Source organism: Collinsella sp. AK_207A (assembly GCF_902501965.1).
GTDB lineage: Bacteria > Actinomycetota > Coriobacteriia > Coriobacteriales > Coriobacteriaceae > Collinsella.
Genome location: NZ_CABWID010000022.1, coordinates 1 through 26582, shown reverse-complemented (window position 1 = coordinate 26582; position 26582 = coordinate 1). Strand labels below are relative to the sequence as shown.

Below are 26582 nucleotides of genomic sequence, written 5' to 3'. Positions count from 1 at the left end.
CTTTCTTTCGTACGAGAACCCATGGTAAAGCTGTCAGCGATAGCGGTGAGTAAAACAACGATCTAGCATCCGTTCCACGTCGGAGCAGAGATTATTTCTTTGTTGTTTGCTCCTTTTCACCTTTGATTTTGTACTCTATTCCATGTTTCTTGAGGCGGCAAAGTACAGGGAGATAGTCGGAGGAACGGAAATAACGATTTAACCCAAATGAATGAACAAGCGTTTATTGCTCCCGAGGACGAAACGAGGCCGTTTCGGAGACGGCGAAACTGGATTTATCGATCCTCTTGATCCAATCCAAGTCCTTTTAGGTCTATTTCGTTTCGGATGTCTTCATCGGCTTTCTTGCCAGTGATGGCACCGTAGGCTTCTTTTATGCCATTCTTCACTGCCCATTTGATAACGAAATACAGCGAAATCAAAATAAGGACTGCCGTTCCTGCGCTTATGCCTAATTCATCCCACATGATTCAATCCTCATTATTCCGATTTGTAGCTCGATTTTGTACTCGAATTATGACTTGGGCCTGCAGCGCTGTCTAGGACAATTGCGGTCGTCATCTTTGAGCAGTTGTGTTGAAAGCGAGGATGCGCCGCTGACGAACGGCGCAATAGATAGCGGTATCGGTTTTCAAGTGAAAATGACATCGCTTCTGTATAGAGCATCCTGCAGATGGCGATCAATGCCCGCGATGCTTCTGCTTGCGTCTCAGCTTCCGCTGCTCGAAGCGCGCCTCCGCCTCGTCCGCGCGACGTTGGCTTCTTGCGCGGACCGACTCCCGTTTCATTGCCTCCCGCTGACTCGCGAGCGCCTGCTGCGCCTTTGTGCTCATTGCCGGCTGCTTGAGGGTTTTCGCCGCCTCGCGAGCGCGTCGCTTGGGGTTCTTCGCGGGCTTGCTTGCCTCAGCCGGTTTGCCACCGAAGAACGGGAGCTTCGCCCATTTGCTTGTAACGAATCGCAGGATCTCCTCATTGGACGGTTCTGCGCCGAAGACGATGCGGGCGGCGCCGTACCTTCCGCCCTCGACGCGCTCCGCCAGCCCGACCCAGAATTGGCCGTCGTGATATACGGTCAGGGTGGACGACACGCTGATCTGCATGGTTGGCTCCTCCTTTATGTAGATGACCATGCAGAGAAGGGACAACCAAGGAGGCAGGTTACTGATGCGGATTCCCGCACGCCCACGACTACCCGACGGGGACTGTGTTTTCATCTCTGGTGCCCGCATTGTAGCACGCGCGGACGTGCCCTTCATCGCTGCCGACATGACGTGGCTGGGATTCGCTCCTTGATGCATCCTTGTGTATATTGCCTTCTCAGTTTCGAAACTTTAAAATAATTCGAGTTTCGAAACCGATAAGGAGCGGATGATGGCTTGGGTAGACCGCAATACGTACATGGAGCGGCTTTGGGCGCTCGAGGGCACCCGGGACATCAAGGTGATCACGGGGATGCGCCGCTCCGGCAAGTCCGAGCTCATGAAGGCGTTCTGCGCCTCCGTCGCGCGGGAGGACCCGTCCTCAAACAACGTCTACATCGACCTGCTGGACCTCGACAACGAGCCGCTGCTCGAGTACCACGCGCTGCATCGCGAAATCATGGAACGGCACAAAGAGGGCGCCTGCAACCGCCTCTTCATCGACGAGGTGCAGCTGTGCGAGGGCTTCGAGAAGGCAATTAACAGCATTCACGCACGCGGCGGATGGGATATCTACCTCACGGGATCGAATGCGTTCCTCCTGAGTTCGGACCTGGCGACGCTGTTCACAGGGCGCCACAGGGAGGTTCACATCCTCCCTTTCAGCTTCGGCGAATACCGCTCCTACTTCGGCGGGCAAGGAGCCGTCGACGACGACTTCGACGGGTTCATCAGGCGCGGCGGGCTCGCCGGGTCCTACGATTACGATGACATCTCGGAGTCGTACGGCTACATCCGCGACGTCTACAAGACCATCCTCACGCGCGACCTCGTCCAGAAGTTCTCGCTGCCCGACTCCACCGTGCTGGAGAGGCTGGCCGAGTACATGATGGACAACTCCGGCAACCTCAACTCGCCCAACAACATCGCAAACGTCCTCGACGCCAACAGGGTTCCCACCAACCACGTCACCGTCGGGCGCTACATCTCCTACCTCCGCGACGCCTTCGTCTTCTATGAGGCGAGGCGCTACGACATCAAGGGGAGGAGGTACCTGAGCACGCAGGCGAAGCATTACGTATGCGACTCGGGAATGCGCTATGCGGTCCTGGGGACGCGCGACATGGACTGGGGCCGCATGTACGAGAACGCGGTCTTCCTGGAGCTGATGAGGCGAGGCTACGAGACCTACGTCGGGAAGCTGTACCAAAAGGAGGTCGACTTCGTCGCGAAGAGGGGGTCGGAGCTCGTCTACATCCAGGTGAGCGACGACATCAGCTCCGAATCGACGCTCGAGAGGGAGCTCGCGCCGCTGCTGTCCGTCAGGGACGCGTTCCCGAAGGTTCTTATCGCCCGCACGAGGCACGAGCCCTATACCCGGGAGGGCGTTCTCGTGCTGGACCTCGCGAGGTGGCTGCTCGGCGAGCAGGGGCTCTGAGCGTCATATGGGGATATCGCTCGACAGGGCACGCGGGGCCGTTCGTGCCCGCACGAGAAAAGCCGTCCCCGTATGGGCGGCCAGTCGCATCCGATTAGTTTTTTGTTAAACAGGCCTTTCGAGTGCGCACGAAGCGATCGCGCCAACAACGAAGCCCCAACCTGTTCGCCAACTCATGGGCAAGCCACCTGAGACTACTCACTTTGCCCACCGATGGCGAAGACCAGCGACCTGGGGTTATGCAAACGGTGCGCGAGCCACCTGCGTTGATTCGCTTCCTATTGTAGCTGGCGGCTCGCACGCGAAAAGGCACTTGAGTTTCAGAACGGGCGTTTTCGGTGCTATTGAGTTTGTGGGGGCCATCTGCCACGCGCTTTGGGACAAAAACAAAAACTCAACGTCCTGAGTTTGAAAAAAGTAATTAAGTTGTCCCAGCTTTTGTCCCCGAGGCCGACAAAACACGACATGGTGTCATCTGGCGGCACTCGGCTTGAGACGGCGCCGAAAACTGGATGCAACTGGAATGACGGGACGGCAGAATCAACGCCATCGAGTGGGAATAAGTAATTCCTTAGTTATGGGGGCATAAATCGTTTAGTCGATAATGAATGCACCAATAAACCCGTGATTCGATATACCGGCCCCAATGAAGATTGGAGCCGGTATGCGTTTGTTCCCCAAGAGAGAACTACCTGAAGAAGATTCGCGGCTTCTACCACGACGACGGGATGATCAAGGTCATCACCGGCGTCCGCCGGGGCGGCAAGTCCCGCCTCATGCAGTGCATCGCCGAAGAGCTGAGGGCCGAAGGCGTCGATGACGAGCGCATCGTCTTTTTCGGCCTCGACCGATACGGGTACCGGTCAGTCAAGACCCCGGGACAGCTCGAGGCCCTCGTCGGGCCCCTGCTCGCTGTCTCGGGCACGAAGTACCTCTTCATCGACGAGGTGCAAAACGTCGGGGGCTTCGAAGACGTGCTCAACGGGCTTCGCACCGAAGGCGGCTTCTCCATCTTCATCATCGGCTCAAACTCCTACCTGCTCTCGGGCGAGCTGGCCACGAAGCTAACCGGGCGCTGCATCGAGTTCGAGATGCAGACGCTGGACTTCGGCGAGTGTTGCCAGATGAAGCGCTTCTTGGGACTGCCCGTGAACCCGAACCCGGTCGCGGAGTTCGACGCCTACATCCTCGAGGGCGGCTTCCCGAAAGCGATGGATTACCCGCGGCTCGCCGACAAGCGCGTCTACGTCGCGGCGGTAATCCAGGAGATCTTCGAGAAGGACATCCGCAGGCGCGTGAAGATCAAGAACGTCTCCGTGTTCAACCAGGTGCGCGACTACGTCATCAACAACTTCGGCGCCACCACGTCGCTTGCGAACATCCAATCGGACCTCGAGAGCAGGCAGGGCGTGAAGGTCAAGCGCGGGACGCTCGCGCGATACCTCCAGATCCTCGAGGACGCGAAGATCGTCAGCAGGTGCGCCCGCTTCGACCTGAGGTCGCGGAAGTCGCTGCGGGGCGAGCAGAAGTACTACCTGGCGGACCTGGGCTTCCACTTCGCCCTCAACACCGACGACCGCATCGACTACGGGCCCGTGCTGGAGAACATCGTCTATCGCTACGCGCTCGCGCAGGGTTGCAAGGTCAGCGTCGGACGCGTCGGCAAGCTGGAATGCGATTTCATCCTCAGGAACCCCGAGATGGGCTATGCATACGTCCAGGTCGCCATGACCATCATGGCCGACCGGGCAACGGAGGAGCGCGAATACCGGCCCTTCACTCAGATTAAGGACGACTATCCCAAGTACCTGTTGACGCGAAGCGACCCCATCCAGCAAAGGGATGGCATCATTCATGCCAACATCCCCGAGTTCATGCAGGAAGGGAGGGCATTCTAGGAGGGCAATGCCTCCCTTTGATAACTCACCTAGCTGGGAGAGGAGGGCTGTTTCTTAGTCGTTTTACTTCCTTTCACCTGCGATCTCGCTACTTACTCCTCGTGCTGAAGACGGCAAGGCACGAGGCCGTTTCAGAGCCAGCGAGATTGGACTTATCGATTTTCTTGATTCAATCCAAGTCCTTTCAGGTCTATTTCGTTTCGGTTGTCCCCATCGGCTTTTTTGCCAGCGATGGCGCTGTAGGCTTCTGTTCGGCAACGAAGTGCACAAATGCAAGCGCGGGTTCGCGACGGCGGAAGAGGCGCGGGCTTGGGAGGAAGCCGTCAGGCCAATCGGCGGCCCCTCGTAGTTTGGCCAAACTGTAGGCCGTGCGCCGAATGATCGCCACCGAAGTTCATCGATGGCTTATCTCGGACAGTAATGAGGTGGGCATCGCCCGATGCTACTCCAATTCGATTCGTAGTCTTTTGCGATAGGTGCGTGGCGTCGTGCCGTAGGCACGCTTGAATGCGTCAGCGAACGCTCCTTGGTTGCGGTAGCCCGCGCTTTTGGCGATTTCGCTGATTTTGTGGCTTCCATCAAGGAGGAGGCGCCGACCGTACTCCAGACGCTGTGCGCGGATGTAGCTTTGTGGGGTGTCTCCCTGCACATTGCGAAATGCCGATATCATCTTTCCCTCGCTTACATGGGCGATGTCGCACAGCGTTTTCGTGCTGAGATCGGACGATAGGTTGCCGTCGATGTAGGAACAGATGCCCTCGACGCATTCTCTGTCGCTTATGCGTACGGCGTCGGCTGCCGTGACCCTTTCGGGAATGCTGCTTGCCAGCAGCGCGAAGCATTCAATCGCCTTGGCGTGATAATACGAATCGGCGACCGATGCGGCGGGGTAGGTGATGTCGAGCCCTCGAAGCGCCAAGGGCAAGCCGGGCACGCCGTCCGACGTGGTGAGCCGCCCGATGGCACAGCGTAGTTTCTTTTCATTGCAGTGCAAGGCATCCGCATAGCGGCGTATTGCTTCAGGGGCTATGGTGATCGACGCCGATGACAGTCGCTTGCCGGGTTCGAACGAGCTTATGTGGAGGCCGCCATCCCAGTCGTGCCCTATGAGCTTGCAGTTTGATCCGGCACACTCAGGCGAGCAATACATGGGCATCGCATGTTCATAGAGGCCGAACCCCAGATAGGGAATAGTCTCTATGACTGCCTCCACGGCGCGTTCGTATGTGATGTCCATCGACACGACGATGGTGTCACGGTCCATGAGGTAGAACCAATAAGAGCCCCTGCCGTATCGAGGGTCGACGAACCATGTCTCGCCGACGCTTCGCACCAGGTTGGCCTGTCCGAATCCGCGTGCGAGCGCTTCCTCCGCGCATACAGTGTGCAACTGGGAGAGCTGCGTGACGAACATGTCGTAAAGCGGGTTTCTCAGTCCCGTGGCGTAGCTCCCGTTTGATTTTTCGGTAGAACTTGAATTCAATTCGGTGCAGTTCCCATTCTGTCGTTCCGTCCTTCGATTCGCCTCATCGAGTCTTATTATATATGAAAGAGTTATCCATGGCTAACTATTAGGAAGAGAGACAAAAATCACATGGCTCTTTTGATAGGTACGCCTTTGCCCTTGAGCGCGGTAGCACAGACGCGGCCTTCGACGTCTGCCAACGCCGCGCCGCGCCATCTCGACCCGCGCGCGTCGCTTGCGGTGCTGGTGGCAATCAACGTGCAGATGGCGCTTACGCAAAGCCTGTTTGCCGAGATGGGCGTTTTGGCGCTTACCGTTGTCGTGATGGCATATTGCCGCCGCTTCTTCGCGATTGTGCGTTGGCTTGCCTTCTACGTGCTGTTCGCCGTAACGGCGCAGCTGTTCGTGGCGAGTGGGAACACTTTGCTTTCGCCCTTTGCGGCGTCGCTTCTAATGTATCGTCATGTTCTGCCCGCCTTTATGTTCGCTTTCAATATGATCGCAACCACGCGTCTTGGTGAGCTCGCTTCTGCGCTGCAGGCGATGCATGTTCCTGTGAACGTGTCGGTGGCTGTGTGCGTGGCATTTCGTTTCCTTCCCACCATGGGACGCGAATTCTGCGCTGTCGCCGATGCTATGAAGACGCGCGGTATCGCACTTACGCCGAAGTCGGTCGTGCGCCATCCCGCGAGGACCGCCGAACATTTCCTTGTGCCCGTGATCGCGCGTTTGGGCCAGATCGCCGACGAACTGGGGAACGCGGTCGTCGTCCGCGGCGTGGGGGCGAGTACGCACCGCACCTCGTATTACCACTTAAGGCTGCGAGCTATCGATGTTGCGTGTCTCATCGCTGCGATGGTGCTCCTTGCACTTTCCGTTTGCTTCAGAGCGGGGGTGCTCTGATGACGGAAAATGCCGCCGCGGCGAAGGCTTCGCCCTATGCCATCGAGCTCGATGGATGCACGTTTTGCTACAAAGGCGCTTCCCGTCCATCGCTTCGTGACGTTTCGCTGAAGATCCCTCGCGGTCAATGCGTTGTTGTGACCGGGCAGTCGGGATGTGGCAAGACAACGCTTACGCGCCTCGTTAATGCGCTCATTCCTCTTATGTACGAAGGGGACCTTCAAGGCGAGGTGCTCGTTTCGGGAAAACCCGTTTCCGCATGGACGATGGGCGAGCTTTCCGCGCATGTCGGATCGGTGTTCCAAAACCCGCGTAGCCAGTTCGTCAATCTCGACGTGACCTCGGAGATCGCCTTCGGATGCGAGAACTTCGGAATCGATCGCGAGGAAATGGTCGAACGTGTGGCGCAGGCAGCGGCAACGCTCGGTATTGAGGGTCTGCTCGGGCGCGGTACCGAGGCGCTTTCCGGCGGGCAGAAGCAGTCGGTTATCCTGGCATCGGCCTATGCGGTGCATCCTGACGTCTTCGTGCTTGATGAGCCAACCGCGTCGCTCGATGTGCATGCGATGCGGAATCTTGCGCGCACGGTTGCGCTTCTGAAGAGTCAGGGGAAGACCGTGCTTATCTCCGAGCATCGCCTGTGGTGGCTTGATGGTATTGCAGACCGCTATGTGGTTATAGGCGATGGTTCGGTTATAGGAGACTGGGCGGCGGCAGAGTTCCTTGCCATGCCGTTTGAAACGAGAGCCGATATGGGGCTGCGCGCCGCCTCTCTTGCTGAAATCGACTCTGCTGCGGCAGTGTCGCCCTTGGGCGATGCGGTCGCATCGACTGCCTCCAGATCACCTTCTTACGGAAAAGCCATCGTACGCATGGGCGGCGTAGTTGCTGGCTACCGCGGTGCGCCTGCAGTCTTGAACGGTCTCGATTTCTGCCTCCTTCCGGGGAGTGTCGTCGGCATTGTGGGGCACAACGGGGCCGGGAAAACGACGTTTGCCCGGTGCATGGCCGGCCTTCTCAAGGAAAAGGCGGGGGTGATCGAGGTCGACGGCATGCCGCTCCGCGCAAGGAAACGGGCGGGGCGCGTGTACCTGGTTATGCAAGAACCGGGATACCAGTTGTTCAGCAGCACGGTCGACGATGAGCTCGCAAGCGCGTGCTCTTCGGATGGCGCGGAAGACAGCCTAGATGATAAGGACCGGATTGCAGCAATAAAGGCTGCGCTTGCCCTCGAGGGTCTTGCCGACAGGCACCCGCTCTCCCTTTCAGGCGGGGAACGCCAGCGGCTCTCCATCGCTGCCGGCTTGCTTTCGAGTGCCCGCGCGATGATTCTCGACGAGCCTACGAGTGGCTTGGATTATCGCAACATGCGTCGAATAGATGCCCAGATCGCGCGCATGCGCGATGCGGGCATCGCTGTCTGCGTTGTCTCGCACGACTATGAATTCCTCTGCTCGGCATGCGATGAGATAGCCCTGGTCGAAGACGGGCGCATCGCCGAGCGCTTCCCCTTAAACAAGGCAACACTTCCGAAGTTGAAGCTCAATTTCGGGTTTGCAGCAATACAGTAACAAGAGAAAGGTTTCACAATGACAAGTAAAGCAACGATCGGTTCTGCCGCCAAGGAACGTAATGGCTTGAACCCGAAAGACTTCGTCTTTATCGCCGTGTTCGGCATCCTTTTGTTCCTGGTGTTCATGGTGTTCTCGATCATCTTCAGCGCGAATGCCAACCTGTGCTGGTTTACTCACACGGTAGGCGCATTGTTCGCCGGTACCGTGTTCATGTACCTGGCCTATCGCGTGCCGAAGCGTGGCGCAATCGCCATCATGGGCGTCATCGTTGGTGCGGTCGGCCTTCTGATGGGCATGTTCTGGAGCGGTCCTGTCGGCATTGTTGTGGGCGGTATCGTGGCAGACCTTATCGCAGGCGATCCGCAGAAGCGCACCAAGACCAAGCTTATCTGCGCCTTTGCCGCGTTCACGTTCTGCTTCTGGCTGGGGCAGATCTCCCTCATCCTTATGATGGGCGAGGCGTATGCCGAGATGTGCGTTCAAGCTGGCATGACCCTCGAGTACGGACAGGCGCTCGTTAACTCGATTCTAAGCCCAATGGGCGTCGTTACCGGCGCTGCCACCATCGCTGGCGGCCTCGTCGGCGGATTCATCGGTACCAAGGTGTTCTCGAAGCACTTTGCCAAGCTTGGCATGTAGGTTAACGGCCGGGAGGTAAATATGGCAATGACTCGGGAAGACGGTACTCTAACGACAGAAGTAGGAAAGGGCGTGGGGAAAGAAGGTCCTGCCAAGAAGAAAAACGCGATTCTCGAGCTGTTGGGGTTTGCTGGCAAGCGGCGGGTTTTGGCGTATGTAGGATGCTGTCTTTCGATCCTAAACGCCGTGCTCACCGTGATGCCGCTTGTTTGCGTATGGTTCGTGGTCCGCGACTTGATCTCGGTGTACCCGAACTGGGCAGAAGCGTCATCTGCCGCAATGTGGGCTGTGCTTGCCGTGGTTTTCGCCGTGTTGGGCATTATCGTGTATTTTGGTGCGCTCATGGCTTCGCATCTTGCGGCCTTCCGTATTGCGGCAAATATGCGCAAAGCGATGGTTCGCCACGTGGCGCGGATCCCAATGGGATATTTCAGCGTGCACTCGTCAGGGGAGATGCGCCGCGTGATCGACGGGTGTGCAGGCCAGACAGAAGACCTTATCGCCCATAAGCTGCCCGATTTCGTCGGCTCTTTCGCCACCCCGGTGATCTTCTTCGTCGTGGCGTTCCTGTTCGACTGGAGGATGGGGCTTCTGTGCCTTGTCCCCATCGCCGTTTCCTTCGCCGCGATGTGGTGGATGATGGGCCGCGAGGACGCGAAGGGCGGCCGCCATTTCATGGAGCTTTACCAGGCGGCTCTCATGCGCATGAGCGCTGCGGCAACCGAATACGTTCGAGGCATACCCGTGGTAAAGATATTCCAGCAGACGGTGCTTTCGTTCAGGGCATTCCATGAGGCGATCATCAGCTATCGCGACATGGCGACGAATTATACCGAGTATTGCCGACGACCCCAAGTCGTGCAGCTGGTTGCGATCAACTCGACCTTTGCGGTGCTCGTACCTGCGGGCATTGCGCTTGCCGCCGTCGCGCCTGATTTCCCGGCGTTTCTGATCGACTTCCTGTTCTATGCGTTCTTCTCGGCGATGACGACGACGATGATGTCGAAGGTCATGTATTCGTCGGAGGCGGTCATGATCGCCGAAGACGCGCTGCGGCGGATGAACACGATCATGGAAGTTGCTCCCATCGCCGAGGTGGAGCCTGGCAAAGCTCTCCATCCGAAGGAGGCGAGCATCGAGCTTTCGGGTGTCAGCTTCACGTACCCCGGTTCCAGGGAACCGGCGCTTCGCAACGTATCGATTTCTGTTCCCGCTGGGGCGACGGTGGCTCTTGTCGGGCCGTCGGGCGGAGGCAAGTCGACGCTCGCATCGCTCGTCCCGCGCTTTTGGGACGCAGATGAGGGTTCCGTTTTGGTGGGCGGGGCGGATGTGCGACGCATTCCTGCCGAGGAATTGATGGGTGCCGTTTCTTTCGTGTTCCAAGACGATCGGCTGTTCAAGCGAAGCTTGGCGGACAACGTACGTGCGGGCCGCCCCGATGCGAGCGATGCCGAGGTGCTCGCGGCTCTTCATGCGGCCCAGTGCGATGACATCATTGCCAAGTTCCCCGATGGCGTGAACACCGTGATAGGAAAAGCTAGCGTGTACCTTTCCGGGGGAGAGCGTCAGCGCATCGCGCTTGCGCGTGCCATTCTGAAGGGAGCCCCAATCGTGGTTCTCGACGAGGCAACGGCGTTTGCCGACCCCGAAAACGAAGCACTGATCCAGGCCGCTCTTGCAACGCTTTGCAAAGACAAGACGGTGCTTATGATTGCGCACCGTCTGTCAACCGTCGTGAATGCGGATCGTATCTTCGTCATCGACCATGGTTCTGTCGTGGAGCAGGGCGCCCATGAGGAGCTTGTCGCGCAAGGCGGACTGTATGCGCGCATGTGGCGAGATTACCGAACGAGCGCGACGTGGAGGATTGAAGGGGGTGACAGCCATGTGGCGTAGGATTCAAGATGCTTTTGCCTTGACCGATCAAGGCATGAAGGATTTTATACGCGGTGCTGGGTTCTGTGCGTTGGCGAACCTAATGCTGATGCTGCCCATCGTGGTGCTGTACTTCGTCGCAAGCGATTTCATCAGGTACTTGGACAACCCTTCAGTTGGCCTGCCGGGCATGGCGCTCTACGTAGCGGGCATTGTGGCGGCACTTGTTGTGATGTTCGTCACGCAGATGTGGGAATATCGCGCGACGTACACGGTGGTGTACCAAGAAAGCGCCCGCAAGCGCATCTCCATCGCCGAGCGTTTGCGCCTGCTTCCGCTCTCGTTTTTCGGGAAGCGCGATTTGGCCGACTTGACAAGCGTTATCATGAAGGATTGCTCCGATCAGGAGCGCCTGTTCTCGCACACTATGCCGCAAATTTTCGGTATGGGCGCTTCGACGCTGGTGTTCGCTGTCATGATGTTCGCGTTCGACTGGAGACTGGCGGCATCTGCGCTCTGGCCCATCCCCGTGGCGCTTGTGGTGTTGCTTTTGACCGCGCATATCCAGAAGTCGCATACTGCGAAGAAGAACGCGGCGTCCCTTTCATTCGCCGATGCGCTGCAGGAATACCTTGAATGCCATCGTGAGATACGTTCGCTCAATAAGGTGGGCGTATTCCAGGGCGAGCTTGATTGCCGCATCGATCGTTTCGAGAGAGAGAAGATCGATGCCGAGCTGGCTATGGGTGTGGCGGTATGCTCTGCCCAAGGCTTTCTGCGTCTGGGAATCGCATCCGTCATCGTGGTGGGGACGATGCTGCTCGTGACGGGGCAAGTCGACTTTCTCGTGTTCTTTGTATACCTGTTGGCGGTGACGAGGGTCTACGATCCCATCAACGTTGTTTTGCAGGCTGTGGCCGAGCTGATGGACATGAGTTTAAGCCTGGAGCGCATGCGCACCATCGAGAACGAGCCGGTCCAGACGGGTAGCATCTCGTTCGAGCCTCAGGGCTATGACGTGGTCTTCGAAGACGTGGGCTTCGCATACGCCGACGGCGAGGACGTCTTGAGCGGCGTATCGTTCAAGGCGCGGGAAGGGCAGGTGACAGCGCTTGTGGGCGCGTCCGGTTCGGGCAAGAGCACGGCTGTCAAGCTCGCTTCACGTTTTTGGGACGTAAGCTCTGGCGCGATCTTCGTGGGCGGCGTTGACGTCTCTGCTGTCGATCCGGAAACGCTGCTTTCTGCATTCTCCGAGGTGTTCCAGGACGTGGTGCTCTTTGACGACACCGTGCGTGAGAACATTCGCCTCGGGAAGAAGGATGCCACGAACGAGGAGGTCCTCGCTGCGGCGAGGGCGGCGCGCTGCGACGAGTTCGTGGAGCGTTTGCCCAACGGCTACGACACGATGATCGGGGAAAACGGCAGCAGGCTTTCCGGTGGTGAACGCCAGCGTATCTCGATTGCGCGTGCCCTGCTGAAAGACGCTCCGATCGTGCTGCTCGATGAAGCGACGGCCTCACTTGACGTGGAAAACGAGACATACGTGCAAGCTGCTCTTTCTGAACTGCTTCAAGGCAAGACGGTCCTCGTTATCGCTCATCGCATGCGCACGGTTGACAATGCCGACAAGATCGTGGTGCTCGAAGGCGGTTGTGTGGTGGAGCAGGGAAGCCCGGCAGAGCTGCGTGAGAAGCCCGATGGTAGATACCGCCGTATGTTGGAGTTACAGCGCGAAAGCGAGGTGTGGGCGCTCTAACGCAAAGGCGATGCCAGGCGGGGCAGACGAGTATGTACCGAAGCCCCGCCTGGCATATCTGCGAGCCAGTGGTGCAGAGGAAGTTTTGCTAGCGATATGTTTTGCCTCTTGAAACCACGGGAGCCGACCGTGCGTGAACTGCGCCCCAAAACTGCAAAGGACCCCGTTACCTGAACATCAAAAGAAGTGAATCAAGGAGCGGGAGGTAGTGTCGAGAAAGTTGGTGTAGCGGCCAGTCCGCCGGTCGGGCCATCGCCCCGAATCCTCGATCATCCTGTGATGCCACGCCGCTTCCAGCTCGTCCGCAAGCTCGAGGCTCGCCTCGATGGCCCCCTGGCCACGAGCCGGAAGGCCGCGAGCTGCTCTCCGGTGGGCGCCGCGGCCTGCCGCGCGCCCGACTCGTCGGAGAGCTCGGGCATGACGCGCCCCGAGAAGTGTCCCGAGCGCGGCCACTCCCTGCACCCTCCTGGCGCTGGTGCCCGTGGCGCACGTCTCGGCCACGGCGGCCACGACGGCCCGCTCGACGCGCTGTTAGCACTCGAGCACGTCCTCGGGGGAGAAGCTCCCCGGGCGGAGCCTCGGCACCCTGGGCTTCGGCGTCCCCACGCACGTCGCGATTACGCGCTCGTGACGGCCGTCCCCGCCGTTGCCCGTGGCCCCGCAGAGCCGGTCGGCCTCGGCGCCCATGGCCTCGCTGGCGATGGGCGCGGTCGGCCGCCGGGGCGCCTCCTGCAGGTTAATCGGGCCGTCCGCAAACCGGGGCATCTCGGCGGCCAGCGCGAGCGGCGCCGCGGCAGCCTCGTCCGAGCATCGGCGACGCGCGCCTCGACCTCGGGCGGCGCGGGCCTCGCCAGACGGCGCGGGCGGCAGCCCCTGTCGGCCATCGGCTCGCCACGCCGGGCGCGCCCGTCGGTGACAGCGACCACGCGCCTGGCGTCCAGGTCTGCCATCACGGAGATGTGGGTGCGGCGCCTGGCGCGCGAGGTGTCGTCGACGCCGACGCGGGCGACGCCCGAGTGGTCGGCGGCCTGCCTGGCCTCGGCTACGGCGCGGCGCAGGACCGCCCATGCGCGCCCGTCGGCCTCGCGCAGGCGCGGGGTCACCGCCGAGGCCGTGGCGCTCGGCATGACCGCCGCGATCACCTGCGCCTCGAAGAGGGCGGCGAGGTGCGAGTTCGGTCGCACCTCCCAGGGCGTGCGGACGGTGTACACGCCGTGCTCCGGACAGTCGGCGCGCGGCACGGCGCAGTGGACGATCGTCTCGTACTGCCAGAAGTCGAGGTGGCGCCAGGCGCGCTCGCGCGAGTCGTGCACGCCGCAGGGCGCCCCGCACGCCGGGCAGGGCACGGCGGCCCCGCGCCTGCGGGCGACCCCCACGTGCAGCTCGTCGGCGCCCTCATGCGGCTCAAACCAGACGTCGGCGACCTCCCAGGCGTCGCCGTGGCCCATCGACCTCTCGAAGAGCCTGGCCGGCGTCCCCGCTCGAGCGTCCATGTCGGCACCTCCCGTCGGGCGGGCTTGCGTGCCGATATCGTACCGCTCGCGGGACTCGGCCCAATCAGGCCCGGGGTGTGCTAGCCACCATAAGTGTCGAAGAGCCCAAAAAAGCGGAAGTAACCACCATGCTAGCCTGATGTGCTTGAGACTGCGCATGCAATCGGTCAAGGAAGCGAGCCGGGCTGGGGTTGCTTAGCGTTATCTGTATTGATGGGAATTAGAAAAAAGTGCGCCGTTTTGCATTTTGGGTTAGGGCAAAACTACCCGATTGAAACCCATGAATATATTGGTATTAAAAATCGGCTACCAGCGGTTTTATATGTTGATGCCAGTTGGTATCAAGGATATAGAACGTATACTCATTCAACACGCTTTAACCGATGAATATCAACCATTTGCCAGCTGATGATCGGTTGCCGAGGTTCGTGCTGAACGGCTTCGCTATCATAACCACTATTGCTGGAGGTGCTGGCAGAGTTGCGCCTGATGGCTGTAGGGCGTTGCGCGGATTGAAGTGAAAGGGGAGCGAATGCTCAAAAAACGCTATTTTGCCGCTATCGTTCTTGCGATGGGGGGGGGGGGGCTCTTGGGGTTGTCGGCTCCGCCCGCCTCTTACGCGGACGGCTATGGCAGCGTGGACGTGAACAAATCGAACGGTAATATAACTATCGGGAACGATGCGATTTCTAGAACGTTTAGCATCGCAGACGGCAAGCTTACAACTGTCGAGATTAACAACAAGCTTGCTTCGACCAAACTTGTTCCCGGATCAGGATCCGAAGAATTCGTCATTCAATCGCTCGCCGAGGCTACGCGTTTAGAACCAACGGCTGCACTCACGAGTGTTAGGCCTACGGCGGCAACTGCCGTGGGGTCCTCTGTTGATTCGAGCGAGGGTGCGCTGGCGTCAAAGGCGATCGATGGAGATGCAAGTACCTACTGGGCTTCTTCTGCAGAGACTGCGGGCACGGCAAACCTTGTTGTAAATTTTGGTGGAATCAAAACCATCGCAAGCGTTAGCTATACGCCGCGCCACCACGATTCGGCGGGCTATAACTGCACGGGTCGAGTCAAGACGTACAAGCTCGAGTACCAGAAAGCCGACGGCACGTGGGTGACACTCGTGGAGAATGGCACCATGAAGGATACGGGCGCCACCGTCATCACCTTTAATGCTGTGGAGGCAAAGGCGATTCGCCTGACTGGTCTTACGACCTATCATTGGCAGTCTTCCAACGAGAATAAATATATGAACGCAGCGGAGCTCGACGTGCTCGGCACTTCGGGCGATTCCGTTGTGCACGAGGCCAAGGGCTGGACTGTGACGGGAACGTCCGTTGCCACCAACGAAGGCGGGGGATATGATGCTCTGATCGACGGTGACCTCACCACCTACTATCATTCCCGCTATGGCGCGGGCGAAGGCGACACGAAGAAGCTTCCTGTCGATTTGACGATCGATCGCGGCCAGGGAGCGAAGAGCTCCTTCCAGACGGTCGGTTACGCGGGTCGCAACGTCAAGGGTGCTAACGGTACCTTTAAGAAGTTCGCCGTGTATGTCTCGGACAGTAAGGATAACCTGTTCGAGAACGCTAACAAGAAGGGCACGTTCTCGGTCGATTTGAGCTCTTCCTATAATGATGATGGCACCTGCAAGATGACCTATTTTGGGCTCGATAAGGCTCAAACCGGTCGTTATGTGGGTATTCGCGTGCTCGAGGCGCAGGGCGGCAGCTTCGCCTCTGGTGCCGAACTCGACCTGTATAAGGAGAAGTTCGATACGTTCGAGAGCGGTTCGGGTAAGCCGCAGCTCAAGACGAGCAGTCTTGAGCTTGATGGAGAGGCGCAGGTTAGCGATACTTCCGCGACGATCAATGATGTCAAGAAATCCGGCAAGATGCTGACGTTCACCTTCAAGCCGGTGCAGTTTGGTAACGGTCTCGCCACGGTGACCGAGAAGATCGTCATGTATGACGGTGACCACTTCATGCGTAAGTTCCTCGAGGTCAAATCCGAGGATAAGAGCATCCGCTTTGACTATATCGACGGTGAGCATCTCAACGTTAAGGATGCGGACTACACCTGGACCATCCCTACGGGCAGGGGCGGCGTTGTCGAGATGACCGAGGCCCGTGCCAACCTGGGCCAGCCTATCTACGTCAACGGCATGTTCATGGGCTCGGAGTTCCCCGAGACCGATACGCAGATTGTCGATAGCCTGGGCCGTATGCGCTACTGGACCGGTAAGAATTTCACCGATTTTGAGCGCGATGGCCAGCTCACTTCGGATGGCAAGTACGTCTCGTGGCAGACTGTCGTGGGCGCTACCCATTCCGACGGTTCGAACAACGATGTGGTCCGAACCGATTTCTACAGCTATATCAAGAGCATTTCTAGGCCAAGTGAGTTCCGTATTCAGTACAACTCCTGGTTTGACAACATGATGCTCATCGACGAGAACAACATTCTCGATTCCTTCAAGGCAGTGGACAAGAACCTCTCCGCCACGGGTGTTCGTCCGCTCGACTCTTATGTTGTTGACGACGGTTGGAACAATTACAACAACACCGAGACTTCGGTTGACCCGGGCCGCTCCGGCACGGGCAAGAATACTGAAGGTTTCTGGGCATTCAACTCCAAGTTCCCCAATAAGCTCTCGACGTCTTCGACGCTTGTGGAGAAGCTCGGCTCGAACTTCGGCGTTTGGGTGGGTCCGCGCGGTGGTTATAACTTCTACGGCCAGCTTGCGGACATCATTTCCAAGGCGGGCAACGGCTCGGCCGCTGGCGGCTCGATTGACGTCGCAGACCAGCGCTATGTCAACAAGTTTCAGGAGCTCGCACTCCAGTGGATGACCGATTACGGCGTCAACTACTGGAAGTGGGATGGCTATGCCGATAACGCACAGTACAACGCATTCGCGCAGGGCGAGGGTGTTGTTGGCTACGATGAGAATCACCATCATATGTATGGTGGACCAAACGGTTTCTATCATTCCACCGACTTGTGGGAAAAGTGGATTGTTCTGTTCGAGAACGTATGGGATAAGGCCGATGAGCTCGGCATCGACAACCTGTGGGTCTCTCTCACCTGCTATGTGAACCCGAGCCCCTGGTTTTTGCAGTGGTCCAACTCGGTGTGGATTCAGTGCACGCACGATCGCGGCGAAGTCTCCAATTCAACGCTCAACAACAAGATGGACAACATGTTGAGCTATCGAGATGGAGCCTACTACGACTTCGTCAAGAACCACGACTTCCAGTTCCCGCTTTCCAACCTCTACAACCACGACCCGATTTACGGTAAAGAGGGCACGGGTATCACGGCAACCTCTATGGACGGCGCACAGTTCCGCAACTATCTGTACATGATGGCCACGCGCGGCACATCGTTCTGGGAGCTCTATTATTCCGATAGCCTGTTTGACGATGAAAAGTACTTGGTGAATGCCGACTTCCTCGAGTGGGCTGAGAAGAACTTCGATAAGCTTCAGAACGCCAAGATGATTGGCGGCGTTCCGGCCTCGGGCGTCAAGCTCGGTGGCATTAGCGGTGCGGGAACGCAGGAAGCTTACGGCTTCTCTTGCTTCAACGGCGCCGGTGATGAAGGCATCATCTCGATGCGCAACCCGTCGGCCAGTGAGAAGACCATCACCTTCAAGCTCGATGCCGGTGTGGGTGCCTCGCACGCTGGCACCTTTAAGCGCTCAATCGTGGAATCCTACACTTCGGACGGAAGCGCACTCGGTTCTTCGAAGGATAGCTATGCCCAGGGCGATACGGTTACCGTGACGCTCAAACCGGGCGAGACCCAGATTTGGAACTTGAGCCAGAAGGGCGACACTCAGGCTCCGAAGCTCGACACGATGTATGTCAAGGGTGCAAAGAGCCTTCGTGTTCAGGCAAGCGAGCACGTGACCGGTGCCAAGTTCACTGTTACTGTTGACGGTAAGCAGGTCGAATGCAAGAGCGTTGAGGCATCTGCTGATATGCGCACATTTGACATCAAGCTTGTTGATGCCGTGAAGAGCGGCAGCAAGATTGAGGTTACGGCTGCCCAAGGCCAGGATGCTTCTGGTAACGGCCTCAAGGGAAGTGTCTCGGGTGTCTATCGTCAGAATGGCATCATCGCCTCTGCGGAGACTTCGACCGGCGGTGAGCTTTCGAATGCCAAAAACAGCGTGGAGGGCAAAAACGGCTTTACTGTTGCCACGAGCGTTTCCGACGCGGTGTCCTCGACGGTGCTTCTCTCTCAGGGTAATGAGTGGAAGCTCGGTATCGACAAGGACGGCAAGGCGTACTTTGTCGTTAACGGTACAACCGCTACCTCCGATGTGACGGTTACGGGCGGCAACGTAACGATTACGGGTGTTCGCGAGAATAACGGCATGCTTAAGATCTATGTTGACGGTGAGCTTGCCGGCAGTGCCTACCTGGGTGCGAAGAATGCCGACCATGTCGTGAACGTCGATGCGATTACCGCTGGTAACGGTACGAAGCAAACTTCGCTTGCTGTCTACGATCATGCCCTTGCCTACGACGAGGTGCCTACATCTGCGCTGGCGGAGTTGATTGCGACCGTCGAAGCGAAGAAGGACTTGGTGAGCGACGCATCCTGGGCAAATGCCGATATGGACAACCTGTTGGCCCAGGCAAAGGCGGCGCTTAAGGGTGACGCTGCTGCCAAGAAGGCCGCATATGACAACCTTTATGCGGGTTACCTCAAGCTCGTTCCTGCGAACAAGATTGTGAACCTTGCCTTGGGCAAGGTGCCGACGGCTGCTTGGGTCGATGGCGACACGGCAACTCCGGTGACGAATCCTGACGCTTCTCGCGCTCTGACCGTTGCAACCGATGGCAACAATGCAAGCGCAAACGGCTATTGCATCTTTGGCAACGATGCTAAGGAGGCAGGCTCGTACATGCAGGTCGACCTCGGATCTGACTGCAAGATCACCGGAGTGAACCTGTGGCGCTATTGGACGGACTCGCGCACCTACAAGGCGACCGCACTTGTGGTTGCAAGCAAGTCCGACTTCTCGGATGCTCGGGTTCTTTACTATTCGGGCGATAGCGACGTGTTCGGTTTGGGCGAGGATCCGAAGGATAGCTTGTACGCCGAGACATCTGCAGGCAAGCAGCTTTTCGACGCCTCCAACTCCGAGGCAGCGACGACGGCACGTTACGTGCGCCTGTACGCCTCCGGTGTCAAGGGCACGGGTACTTCGAAGGAAAACCATGTGGTTGAGCTCCAGGTTTTTGGAAGCGTAAAACAAAACGACCCCTACGACCTGAACGGCAAGAACGGCTTGCTTTCCCTGATCGCTCGCGGAGAGACCGCTCAGAAGAATGCCGATTCGTATGAGTCGGTGGAGGGCCTTACCGATCCCTTGAAGCGCGCACACGACGTCATCGACCGCATCGATGCCGGGCAGGACGTGACGTACGGCGAGGTCAAGGATGCCGCCGAGGCTCTCAAGGCAGCGCTTGACGCTCTGGTTGTCAAGGCCCCCGCAAAGAAGGTTACCGTGACGTTTGACGACGGCTGCGGGAATAGGACTACGGTCGAGCTTAACGAGGGTGGCAAGCTGGCCAAGCCTGCTGACCCAACGCGAGAGGGTTATGACTTCGCTGGGTGGTGCACTGACAAGGGCGGCGAGCACGCGTTTGACTTCGACTCTGCGGTGAGTGCCGACATGACGCTCTACGCCAAGTGGAGCAAGCGGCAGTCCGGTGGCTCCGGTAACGAGGGCGGCTCCGGCTCCGGTGGCGCTTCTACAGATAAGGACACCACGGGCTCCCAGAACAAGGGTGACAAGAAGGGCACCAAGGCCGATCTTCCCGGTACGGGTGACAACTCCATGTTCTTCGCGGGTCTTGCACTTAGCCTGGGCGTGGTGGCCATCGCGGCTTCCCGTTTTCTCGGGCGCAAGCGTGAGGAGTAGGTCCTAGCAGCGGGTACCAGCTGGTGCTTTATGCGGATGAACGGGCACGGTGCGCAAGCGCTGTGCCCGTTTTATTTGTTTCAGGCCTTAGCCTGTGCGGCGCGCCGCACCAGAAACCACCCGCTAGGTGTTTCGTGCCGACAGGTTGTTTACGCCCGAGTGACGACAGATAGTGAGACCCCTGCCAAGCTGCGAGTTGTCTGGATTCCCAGCGAGGAGGGGCCTCCCGTGTGCCGGCATCCTGACGCAAAGCTCACCCATTACTGTCTGGGTTGGCCACAAAGGAACGGTTGGCATCCGTCGGCCCCCCGAAGCCGACGAAACGCGACGTGGCGTTATCTGGCGGCACTCGGCTCGAGACGGCGCCGAAAACCGGGTGCAACCGGAATGACGGGACGGCAGAACCGTCACCATCGAGTGGGAGTAAACAAAAATCAAACTTAAGGGACTATTTTTCGCATTCTTGAAATAATTGGTGCCTTAAACGCACGAAACACCTCCTAGCGTACAATCTCGCTAGGAGGTGTTATCTTGCTATGGAGCTATTTCGCAGAGAACAATATCTGAAGAAGATCCGCCCGTTTTACGATGACGACTTGATAAAAGTCATCACGGGAATACGACGGTGCGGAAAATCGTGCCTCATGGCAACCATCGTCGAAGAGCTCAAGGAGCGAGGGGTCCCAGAGAAAGACGTCGTCTACCTCGACCTCGACAAGCGCGGTAACCGCTCTATCAAGACCCCGGATCAGCTTGAGGCGGCAATCGAGTCGAGGCTCGTCGACGACGACTTTAAATACCTCTTCATAGACGAGGTTCAGAACGTCCGCGATTACGAGGAGGTCGTGAACGCGTTCAACACCGACGGCGGCTTCTCCATTTTCATCACGGGATCGAACTCCTACCTTCTCTCCGGTGAGCTCATGACCAAGCTCACGGGACGTTATATCGAGTTCGAAATGTTCACCTTGTCGTTTAGCGAATTCCTAGCCATGAAGGAGTTCCTTGGCGTCGAGGCGAAGGACGATAGGATTGAGTTCGAAGAATACCTTCGCTACGGCGGCTTCCCCCGTTCCCTCGAATACGACGACGTCGAGGCGAAGGCTCGCTACATCGAGGATGTCGTGAGGCAAATCGTCAAGAAGGACATCAGGTCTCGGAATAAGATACGAAACATCGACGCCTTCGAGCGCGTCACGGCCTATATCATCAACAATTACGGCGCACCGACAAGCCTCACCAACCTGGTTGATCACCTTAGGAACGTCGAGAAGATCGCCATCGAAAGAAGAACCGTCTCTGCATACATCCAGATGCTGGTCGACGCGAAGATTCTCTACAAATGCCAGCGCTTCGACCTGAAATCGAGGAAGTCTCTTCGAGGTGAGGAGAAGTACTACCTGGCCGATCCCGGGATTTACTTCGCGAGGAATGTCGATGTGCGCTTGAATTACGGGCCATCTTTGGAAAACGCCCTCTACATCTACCTCAGGTCCCGTGGATACAAGCTCTCGGTCGGGCGAATCGGCAAGCTGGAATGCGACTTCATCGCCAGGAGCCATGACCTTTACGCCTACATCCAGGTGTCCATGACGATCGCCGACCGTGATGTAGAAGAGCGCGAGTACAGACCGTTCAGCCATATCAGAGACGGATACCCGCGCTACCTCTTCACATTGGATCCGCTCCTGCAAAGGCGCGAAGGCGTGAGGCATCTTAATTTGATCGACTTCATGAAGAACGATGAAGACCTGCAGTAGCGGGATGAGCGACGAAACAAAGCAGATTTCCTTCGTCTCGAGTTTTTTCCCGATACTGCATCGCCCGAGGCAATCAGATACTGTGGTCGAAATGATTCGACCATAGAAATGAGCGGCCATGGATCTGATGGAAGCAATCGAAGTGCGCCATTCGGTGCGTCAATATCAAGACAAGCCCATTCCCGCCGCCGTGCGCGAGGCGCTGCAGGCTGAAATAGACAAGGCAAATGAAGAGGGATACCTTCAGCTAATAATAGCCTTTGACGAGCCTAGAGCTTTTTCCAGCATGATGGCACACTACGGTAAGTTCAGAGGCGTGAACAATTACATCGTATGCGGCGGAAGGCCAAGCCCTGATCTGCAGGAGCGCGTCGGGTTCTTCGTCGAGTGCGTGGTGCTGAAAGCCCAGCAGCTCGGACTCAACACCTGCTGGGTGGCACTCACGTACGGCAAGGGCTCTTGCAAAAGCCTGGTCGAACCAGGCTCGAAGCTGGTATGCACGATAGCGCTAGGTTATGGCGAAACTCAGGGGATTCCCCGCAAAAGTAAAGCCGTGCAAGACCTATGCAGCGTAAACGGCGTCCTGCCCGAATGGTTCGAACGAGGCGTGAAGGCAGCACAGCTTGCCCCCACCGCCATGAACCAGCAGAAGTTCCGCTTTGAATTGCACTCGGACGGGCATGCCGTTTCCGCCAAAAGCCTGGGCGGGTTCTACTCGAACATAGACCTGGGCATCGTTCGCTACCATTTCCAGATAGGCGCGAATTCGGCATCCGAAGACTGGCGCTGGGAAGCATAATGCAGCGCTCCACGAATCGCAAATGCGCGCCTGCCGCTAGTGAAACCAATAACACCATCGGACATGCCGACCTTACCGCACGCAAAATGAGTGAGCTCGGCCAAGAATTCGCCATGTGCCGCGATGCCTTCATCGCCCTTGGTGACGAGAGCCGGCAGCTCATATTCATGCAGCTCTTGCAGAATTACTGCGGTATGCGCGTTGGCGAGCTGACGAATACCGTAGGGTTATCGCGCCCAACGGTATCGCACCATTTGAAGATCCTGAAAGACGCCGGCCTGGGTCAGCATGTATTCGGTTGGCACCAAGAACTTCTATCACGCCAGTTCCAACCTGGCCAAATGGCGCCAAATCGCTCACTTAGCCAAACAGGCAGAACGCTTCGTGGAAGACTACCTTAAAAGCTGCGATCAAGGAACGATCCCACCCTACCGAGCAGAGTAGAGTTGCGCATCGGCTTCCTCAAACCTGGCCTATTAGGTTCTTCTTACTCGGTCATTCATAAACGGCCAGGTAAGTTCGTCCTGATCATGGACCTCTCGCGCCTATCAGAGGTCACGCCCAAGGACCTTGAGCGCGTCGAGAAGTACGAGAGGGCCTACGCCATCCTCGAGGAGGCAGATTCGCGGCAGCAGGCTTCAGCCTAGACCAGCCCGTCCTCGATCACGGTGAAGCAGGGCGAGGACTTAGGCTTGCCAACAGGCTTAGGCGCATCCTTGACCCATGCTCACTCGGGGGCGACGAGCGTAAAGGAATATCCGCAATCGTCGCAGACCTCGTAGACGGCGTCCGGGTTGAGCGTCCCGGCGAAGTGGGTCTTGAGGACGCAGCGAGGGCAGAGCCGCACCTGCTTGGCGAGCGAGAGAAAGTACGGGGACACGACGGGCTCGTCGAAGAGGCCCTTGGTGAGCCACGGACCGTCACCCCCACGGTCATTGGTGCTGGTGGCAGGCGCATCGCCTGCGTCATTCGAGGCATCTTCGTCTTCCACGCACGCCCAGTCCGGCGCCGCCACAGCCTTGAAATAGGTACAGTCCGGGTTGACGCAGACCCCCATCGCGCCGTTCGCGGAGCGTTCCAGGCCGTTCAGGAGCGTTGGCCGACCGCAGAGCGGGCAGAGCCGCTCCTGCTTGCTGAGCGAGATCAGGTGCGGGTTCGTGAGCGGCACGCGAGGCCGCCGGGCCATGAGGTTCATGGCAACTCCCTTCATCGGTGTTGGCAGTACCACCGTTGGCCTTCTTGGCCTGGTTGGTGCCGGGATCAACGAGCCAACTCTCTACCCCGGCTCTGGATGAATACGTAAGCTATGGTACACCTTACTGCATGCAGTACGGGCAGGGCGTGCAGTAGGCCTTCGCCTCGGCAAGCGACACCTCGCGCGTGGAGTAGCCGAGCTGCCGCAGGCGGCTGAGCTCGTCGCAGTCGTACGTGTGGTACCAGGACTCGCCCGCGCCGTCGCAGACGTAGACGACGGAAGCCGAGCCCGACCCGGAGCCGCCGCTCGCCGCGAGCACCGGCATGAGGACCTTCTCCGTGTCGCCGTCGAAGATGTAGCCCGCGCCAACGGGGTCTACCCGGCAGGCGATGTAGCACCCGAGGTCGGCATCGGTGAGCGTGTACTCGGTGCCCGTCGCTCCGTCGATGTACTCGTACTCGCCGTCCCAGCTGGGAGCCCGCATCCAGCGCACGAGGGCTTCCGTGCCCTCGGGGAGCTCCAGCTCCACGCTCACCGTCTTGCCCACGCGCATGGGCTCCGGGTGATGGACCGTGTCCTTGAACTTGGCATGCTGCGAAGCGATGGGCCCCACCGTTCTGCTCGCGGCTGCGGCGGCCTCCTCGCCGTCCACGGTCGCCGTGACAACATAGCGCCAGTAGAGCCCCGTCCACTCGCGTTCGGTCGTGAGACTGCGCTGTCGGCCCTCCTCGTGGCTCTCGCCAAAGCTGAGCCACTTGTCACCCGACGCGGACAGCATCTGCCAGTCGTACGCGAGCTTTGCGCCCTCGGGCTCGCCGGTCACGACGGCCGAGAGCGTGCAGCCCCAGGCCACGTCGTCCTCGGAGCTGGTAATGCGCACGGTCATCTCCTCCTGCTCGGAGACGGCGCTGTCCTGCGGGTCGGAACCCGTCGAGGAGGAGCAAGCACAGAGAAGCGCAACAGCGCACGCAAGCAGCGTCGCAAGCAACAACCTGCCTTTTGTGTCTCCGCGCATGTCCACCTCCAATCAACTCGCCTTTGCGGAAATCATGCCACATTGACCGGACAAAAATGCAGCTCTCGAACCTAGCCCGCCGTCAGGTGCCCGCGTTCCTCCGCGACGAGCTGGCGGAGTTCATCGAGATGCGCGATGACGTGGCATCCGACGAGCGGCTCCTCGCCGTGTGCGACGCCGATGAGCTCGATGCGGACCTCCAAAGGTAGCTCGCCCTGGTCATGGAGATCTTCAACGGGTCCGGCGAGGCGCCGCCGTCCGGAAAGCGCGCAACGCGCGAGAAGAACCCCAGTGATGACCTCTTCGGGATGCCACGGCGCTGATTCGGGGCTTACGCCTTCGCTGAACCGCCGCGACACACCGTGACCTTGCATGAGTAAACTCGCCAGCAGAACTCAGGGTCGTCGTCGATACCGTCTTCTCCGAAGCAGGATACCTCTCTAACACGGCAAGCAAGCTATTCGCCGCCGCGCAGGTTCTCGAGGGCACCCTGGAAAAGCTGGTCGTCGTAATCATGGTAGGGCTCGTATGGCACCGTGGGTCCATCGGCCAGATGGAACCTGTAGCCCCATTCGCTGATGTCCTCCGAGCACGGACGCACCTCGAGCAGGTCGCCCTCCTTAAGGGAGGCCGCCGACCTCTCGAGGTCCACGTCGCGTTCGGTTTCACCTTCCTCCCAGGTGGAATCAGACCAAAGGTCCGCGATTCCAATTTTCTCGGCACCCAGCGGGGCGTCGTCCAGGAAATCGTCCGGGGTCACGTCCCCGAGGAACGCCTTGGCGCCCCGTATGGCGATGGCCTCCTCGAGCGTCCGCGCCTCCGCGTATTCTTCCGTCCTGTAGTCTTCGACGGTGAATTGCTCGCCCTCGTATTTCTCCGGCCTTGGTAGGCCAAGCTCCTCGTCGTTCATCCTTTCAGCCTTTCTCGGTTGGGCTACGGTTAATAGTGGACCTTGCCCCTTCGGCTGAAGCCAGAAAGAACCGTCGGCAGCTCTGTTTGCAGTGAACCCCTATAGTTGGACAGACAATGTTCTGCTTCTCCTATAGGGGTCTTCTGCGTTAGGGGGTTGATTTGCTGAGCAAGGATTACTCCGCTGAGTTCAAGCGGCGCTTTGCGGACAGGTACGCCGATGGCGCGACCATCACCGCGCTGCAACACGAGTTCGGTCTTACGAAGTCGACCGTGAAGCTTTGGAGGGAGAGGATCGACCAAGGCGGCGCCGGGGCTATAGACAGGCCGAGGAAGAACAACCGCTACCCCCAGGAGTTCAAGCTTCGCGTCGTGGAAGCCTATCTCCGCGGCGAGGGCGACTACAAAGCCCTCGCTCTCGAGCATGGCGCGCGCAACGGCGCGCAGATACGGGACTGGGTGAAGCGGTACCGAGAGGGAGGCGAGGACGCCCTCGTCGTCCATCCATCGGGGCGAAGGAGGAAGGAGCCCGCGAGAGAGGAGACTCTCGAGCAGCGGTGCGCCCGCCTCGAGATGGAGGTGGAGATCTTAAAACGAATGGCCGCCTCGGCGACGGATCTCTCGGCAACAGGCGGAAGCACGAGATAGTGAGTCGCTGAGGCGGGAATACCCACTCTCCACGCTCCTGAAGCTCATGGGGATGTCGCGTTCCACCTACTACTACCACGAGGCGAACCCTCCCTCCGACAGGCAGGCGACCGAGCGGCCGGTCATAGC

At 58.7% G+C, this 26582-nt stretch carries 21 protein-coding genes, 1 pseudogene and 1 riboswitch; of the genes and pseudogenes, 14 read left to right on the top strand and 8 right to left on the bottom strand.

Going from position 1 to position 26582, the window contains the following annotated elements:
- Positions 1-275: 275 nt before the first annotated feature.
- Both GDJ97_RS08355 and GDJ97_RS08350 read right to left on the bottom strand, forming a co-directional pair.
- On the bottom strand, positions 276-467 hold the full coding sequence (locus GDJ97_RS08355) for a DUF6019 family protein (RefSeq protein ID WP_152070835.1): 192 nt from the start codon (positions 465-467) through the stop codon (positions 276-278).
- Positions 468-680: 213 nt separating this feature from the next.
- Complete coding sequence (locus tag GDJ97_RS08350; protein ID WP_152070834.1) at positions 681-1100, bottom strand: YjdF family protein; 420 nt, start codon at positions 1098-1100, stop codon at positions 681-683.
- Between the two features lie 271 nt (positions 1101-1371).
- On the opposite strand from GDJ97_RS08350, the gene GDJ97_RS08340 reads away from it, so the two are divergent.
- From GDJ97_RS08340 to GDJ97_RS09900, 3 genes are all read left to right on the top strand, one after another.
- Positions 1372-2577 (top strand): ATP-binding protein, encoded by a 1206-nt coding sequence (locus GDJ97_RS08340; RefSeq protein WP_152070832.1) that lies wholly within the window; start codon positions 1372-1374, stop codon positions 2575-2577.
- A gap of 728 nt (positions 2578-3305) precedes the next feature.
- A complete protein-coding gene (locus tag GDJ97_RS08335; protein ID WP_152070831.1) occupies positions 3306-4475 on the top strand; it encodes an ATP-binding protein in 1170 nt (389 codons plus the stop codon).
- An 82-nt stretch (positions 4476-4557) separates the two neighbouring features.
- A complete protein-coding gene (locus GDJ97_RS09900) occupies positions 4558-4824 on the top strand; it encodes an Arm DNA-binding domain-containing protein (RefSeq protein ID WP_373422679.1) in 267 nt (88 codons plus the stop codon).
- Positions 4825-4917: 93 nt separating this feature from the next.
- On the opposite strand, the gene GDJ97_RS08325 is transcribed toward GDJ97_RS09900, so the two are convergent.
- A complete protein-coding gene (locus GDJ97_RS08325) occupies positions 4918-5889 on the bottom strand; it encodes an AraC family transcriptional regulator (RefSeq protein WP_152070830.1) in 972 nt (323 codons plus the stop codon).
- A 180-nt stretch (positions 5890-6069) separates the two neighbouring features.
- Here GDJ97_RS08325 and GDJ97_RS08320 point away from each other — a divergent pair, with 180 nt between their 5' ends.
- The 5 genes from GDJ97_RS08320 (at position 6070) to GDJ97_RS08300 (ending at position 12687) form a co-directional block, all read left to right on the top strand.
- On the top strand, positions 6070-6843 hold the full coding sequence (locus tag GDJ97_RS08320) for an energy-coupling factor transporter transmembrane component T (protein WP_152070829.1): 774 nt from the start codon (positions 6070-6072) through the stop codon (positions 6841-6843).
- A complete protein-coding gene (locus GDJ97_RS08315) occupies positions 6843-8414 on the top strand; it encodes an ABC transporter ATP-binding protein (RefSeq protein ID WP_152070828.1) in 1572 nt (523 codons plus the stop codon). Before GDJ97_RS08320 ends, GDJ97_RS08315 begins: the two co-directional genes overlap by 1 nt.
- 18 nt (positions 8415-8432) lie before the next feature.
- Positions 8433-9056, top strand: coding sequence for an MptD family putative ECF transporter S component (locus tag GDJ97_RS08310; RefSeq protein ID WP_152070827.1), 624 nt, complete (start codon positions 8433-8435; stop codon positions 9054-9056).
- A 72-nt stretch (positions 9057-9128) separates the two neighbouring features.
- Entirely contained in the window at positions 9129-10952 is a 1824-nt protein-coding gene (locus tag GDJ97_RS08305) for an ABC transporter ATP-binding protein (protein WP_226808966.1), read from the top strand.
- The gene (locus GDJ97_RS08300; protein ID WP_152070826.1) at positions 10942-12687 is read left to right on the top strand and encodes an ABC transporter ATP-binding protein; all 1746 of its coding nucleotides are present in this window, start codon (positions 10942-10944) and stop codon (positions 12685-12687) included. The genes GDJ97_RS08305 and GDJ97_RS08300 overlap by 11 nt, the downstream gene beginning before the upstream one ends.
- A 531-nt stretch (positions 12688-13218) precedes the next feature.
- On the opposite strand, the gene GDJ97_RS09600 is transcribed toward GDJ97_RS08300, so the two are convergent.
- Both GDJ97_RS09600 and GDJ97_RS09895 read right to left on the bottom strand, forming a co-directional pair.
- A complete protein-coding gene (locus tag GDJ97_RS09600; protein ID WP_226808992.1) occupies positions 13219-13452 on the bottom strand; it encodes a transposase in 234 nt (77 codons plus the stop codon).
- A 461-nt stretch (positions 13453-13913) separates the two neighbouring features.
- Positions 13914-14135, bottom strand: a pseudogene (locus GDJ97_RS09895) (transposase family protein); the annotation flags it as partial.
- A gap of 562 nt (positions 14136-14697) precedes the next feature.
- Here GDJ97_RS09895 and GDJ97_RS08290 point away from each other — a divergent pair.
- From GDJ97_RS08290 to GDJ97_RS08275, 4 genes are all read left to right on the top strand, one after another.
- Positions 14698-20127, top strand: a complete 5430-nt coding sequence (locus GDJ97_RS08290) for a discoidin domain-containing protein (protein WP_226808964.1) — start codon at positions 14698-14700, stop codon at positions 20125-20127.
- Positions 20128-20663: 536 nt separating this feature from the next.
- Positions 20664-21887, top strand: coding sequence for an ATP-binding protein (locus GDJ97_RS08285; protein WP_152070823.1), 1224 nt, complete (start codon positions 20664-20666; stop codon positions 21885-21887).
- A 118-nt stretch (positions 21888-22005) separates the two neighbouring features.
- Complete coding sequence (locus GDJ97_RS08280; RefSeq protein ID WP_152070822.1) at positions 22006-22686, top strand: nitroreductase family protein; 681 nt, start codon at positions 22006-22008, stop codon at positions 22684-22686.
- Entirely contained in the window at positions 22686-23087 is a 402-nt protein-coding gene (locus GDJ97_RS08275) for a helix-turn-helix transcriptional regulator (protein WP_226808962.1), read from the top strand. The genes GDJ97_RS08280 and GDJ97_RS08275 overlap by 1 nt, the downstream gene beginning before the upstream one ends.
- Positions 23088-23413: 326 nt before the next feature.
- On the opposite strand, the gene GDJ97_RS08270 is transcribed toward GDJ97_RS08275, so the two are convergent.
- Positions 23414-23881, bottom strand: a complete 468-nt coding sequence (locus GDJ97_RS08270) for a hypothetical protein (RefSeq protein WP_152070821.1) — start codon at positions 23879-23881, stop codon at positions 23414-23416.
- A gap of 8 nt (positions 23882-23889) precedes the next feature.
- Positions 23890-23984, bottom strand: a riboswitch (SAM riboswitch).
- A gap of 18 nt (positions 23985-24002) precedes the next feature.
- Positions 24003-24896: a hypothetical protein gene (locus GDJ97_RS08265; RefSeq protein ID WP_152070820.1), complete on the bottom strand. Its 894-nt coding sequence runs from the start codon at positions 24894-24896 to the stop codon at positions 24003-24005.
- 56 nt (positions 24897-24952) lie between these two features.
- Between GDJ97_RS08265 and GDJ97_RS09415 the strand changes: the two genes are divergently transcribed.
- Positions 24953-25105, top strand: a complete 153-nt coding sequence (locus GDJ97_RS09415; protein WP_193221383.1) for a hypothetical protein — start codon at positions 24953-24955, stop codon at positions 25103-25105.
- 248 nt (positions 25106-25353) lie between these two features.
- Here GDJ97_RS09415 and GDJ97_RS08260 read toward each other — a convergent pair whose 3' ends face one another.
- On the bottom strand, positions 25354-25806 hold the full coding sequence (locus GDJ97_RS08260; protein ID WP_226808959.1) for a hypothetical protein: 453 nt from the start codon (positions 25804-25806) through the stop codon (positions 25354-25356).
- A 161-nt stretch (positions 25807-25967) separates the two neighbouring features.
- Between GDJ97_RS08260 and GDJ97_RS08255 the strand changes: the two genes are divergently transcribed.
- Complete coding sequence (locus GDJ97_RS08255) at positions 25968-26453, top strand: helix-turn-helix domain-containing protein (protein WP_152070819.1); 486 nt, start codon at positions 25968-25970, stop codon at positions 26451-26453.
- Positions 26454-26582 lie beyond the last annotated feature (129 nt).

Excerpts from the sequence above, each read along its gene's own strand:
- GDJ97_RS08355 (WP_152070835.1), bottom strand. The coding sequence starts at position 467 with ATGTGGGATGAATTAGGCATAAGCGCAGGAACGGCAGTCCTTATTTTG.
- GDJ97_RS08350 (WP_152070834.1), bottom strand. The coding sequence starts at position 1,100 with ATGCAGATCAGCGTGTCGTCCACCCTGACCGTATATCACGACGGCCAA.
- GDJ97_RS08340 (WP_152070832.1), top strand. The coding sequence starts at position 1,372 with ATGGCTTGGGTAGACCGCAATACGTACATGGAGCGGCTTTGGGCGCTC.
- GDJ97_RS08335 (WP_152070831.1), top strand. The coding sequence starts at position 3,306 with ATGATCAAGGTCATCACCGGCGTCCGCCGGGGCGGCAAGTCCCGCCTC.
- GDJ97_RS08325 (WP_152070830.1), bottom strand. The coding sequence starts at position 5,889 with ATGTTCGTCACGCAGCTCTCCCAGTTGCACACTGTATGCGCGGAGGAA.
- GDJ97_RS08320 (WP_152070829.1), top strand. The coding sequence starts at position 6,070 with ATGGCTCTTTTGATAGGTACGCCTTTGCCCTTGAGCGCGGTAGCACAG.
- GDJ97_RS08315 (WP_152070828.1), top strand. The coding sequence starts at position 6,843 with ATGACGGAAAATGCCGCCGCGGCGAAGGCTTCGCCCTATGCCATCGAG.
- GDJ97_RS08310 (WP_152070827.1), top strand. The coding sequence starts at position 8,433 with ATGACAAGTAAAGCAACGATCGGTTCTGCCGCCAAGGAACGTAATGGC.
- GDJ97_RS08300 (WP_152070826.1), top strand. The coding sequence starts at position 10,942 with ATGTGGCGTAGGATTCAAGATGCTTTTGCCTTGACCGATCAAGGCATG.
- GDJ97_RS09600 (WP_226808992.1), bottom strand. The coding sequence starts at position 13,452 with ATGCCCCGGTTTGCGGACGGCCCGATTAACCTGCAGGAGGCGCCCCGG.
- GDJ97_RS08285 (WP_152070823.1), top strand. The coding sequence starts at position 20,664 with ATGGAGCTATTTCGCAGAGAACAATATCTGAAGAAGATCCGCCCGTTT.
- GDJ97_RS08280 (WP_152070822.1), top strand. The coding sequence starts at position 22,006 with ATGGATCTGATGGAAGCAATCGAAGTGCGCCATTCGGTGCGTCAATAT.
- GDJ97_RS08275 (WP_226808962.1), top strand. The coding sequence starts at position 22,686 with ATGCAGCGCTCCACGAATCGCAAATGCGCGCCTGCCGCTAGTGAAACC.
- GDJ97_RS08270 (WP_152070821.1), bottom strand. The coding sequence starts at position 23,881 with ATGAACCTCATGGCCCGGCGGCCTCGCGTGCCGCTCACGAACCCGCAC.
- GDJ97_RS08265 (WP_152070820.1), bottom strand. The coding sequence starts at position 24,896 with ATGCGCGGAGACACAAAAGGCAGGTTGTTGCTTGCGACGCTGCTTGCG.
- GDJ97_RS09415 (WP_193221383.1), top strand. The coding sequence starts at position 24,953 with ATGCAGCTCTCGAACCTAGCCCGCCGTCAGGTGCCCGCGTTCCTCCGC.
- GDJ97_RS08260 (WP_226808959.1), bottom strand. The coding sequence starts at position 25,806 with ATGAACGACGAGGAGCTTGGCCTACCAAGGCCGGAGAAATACGAGGGC.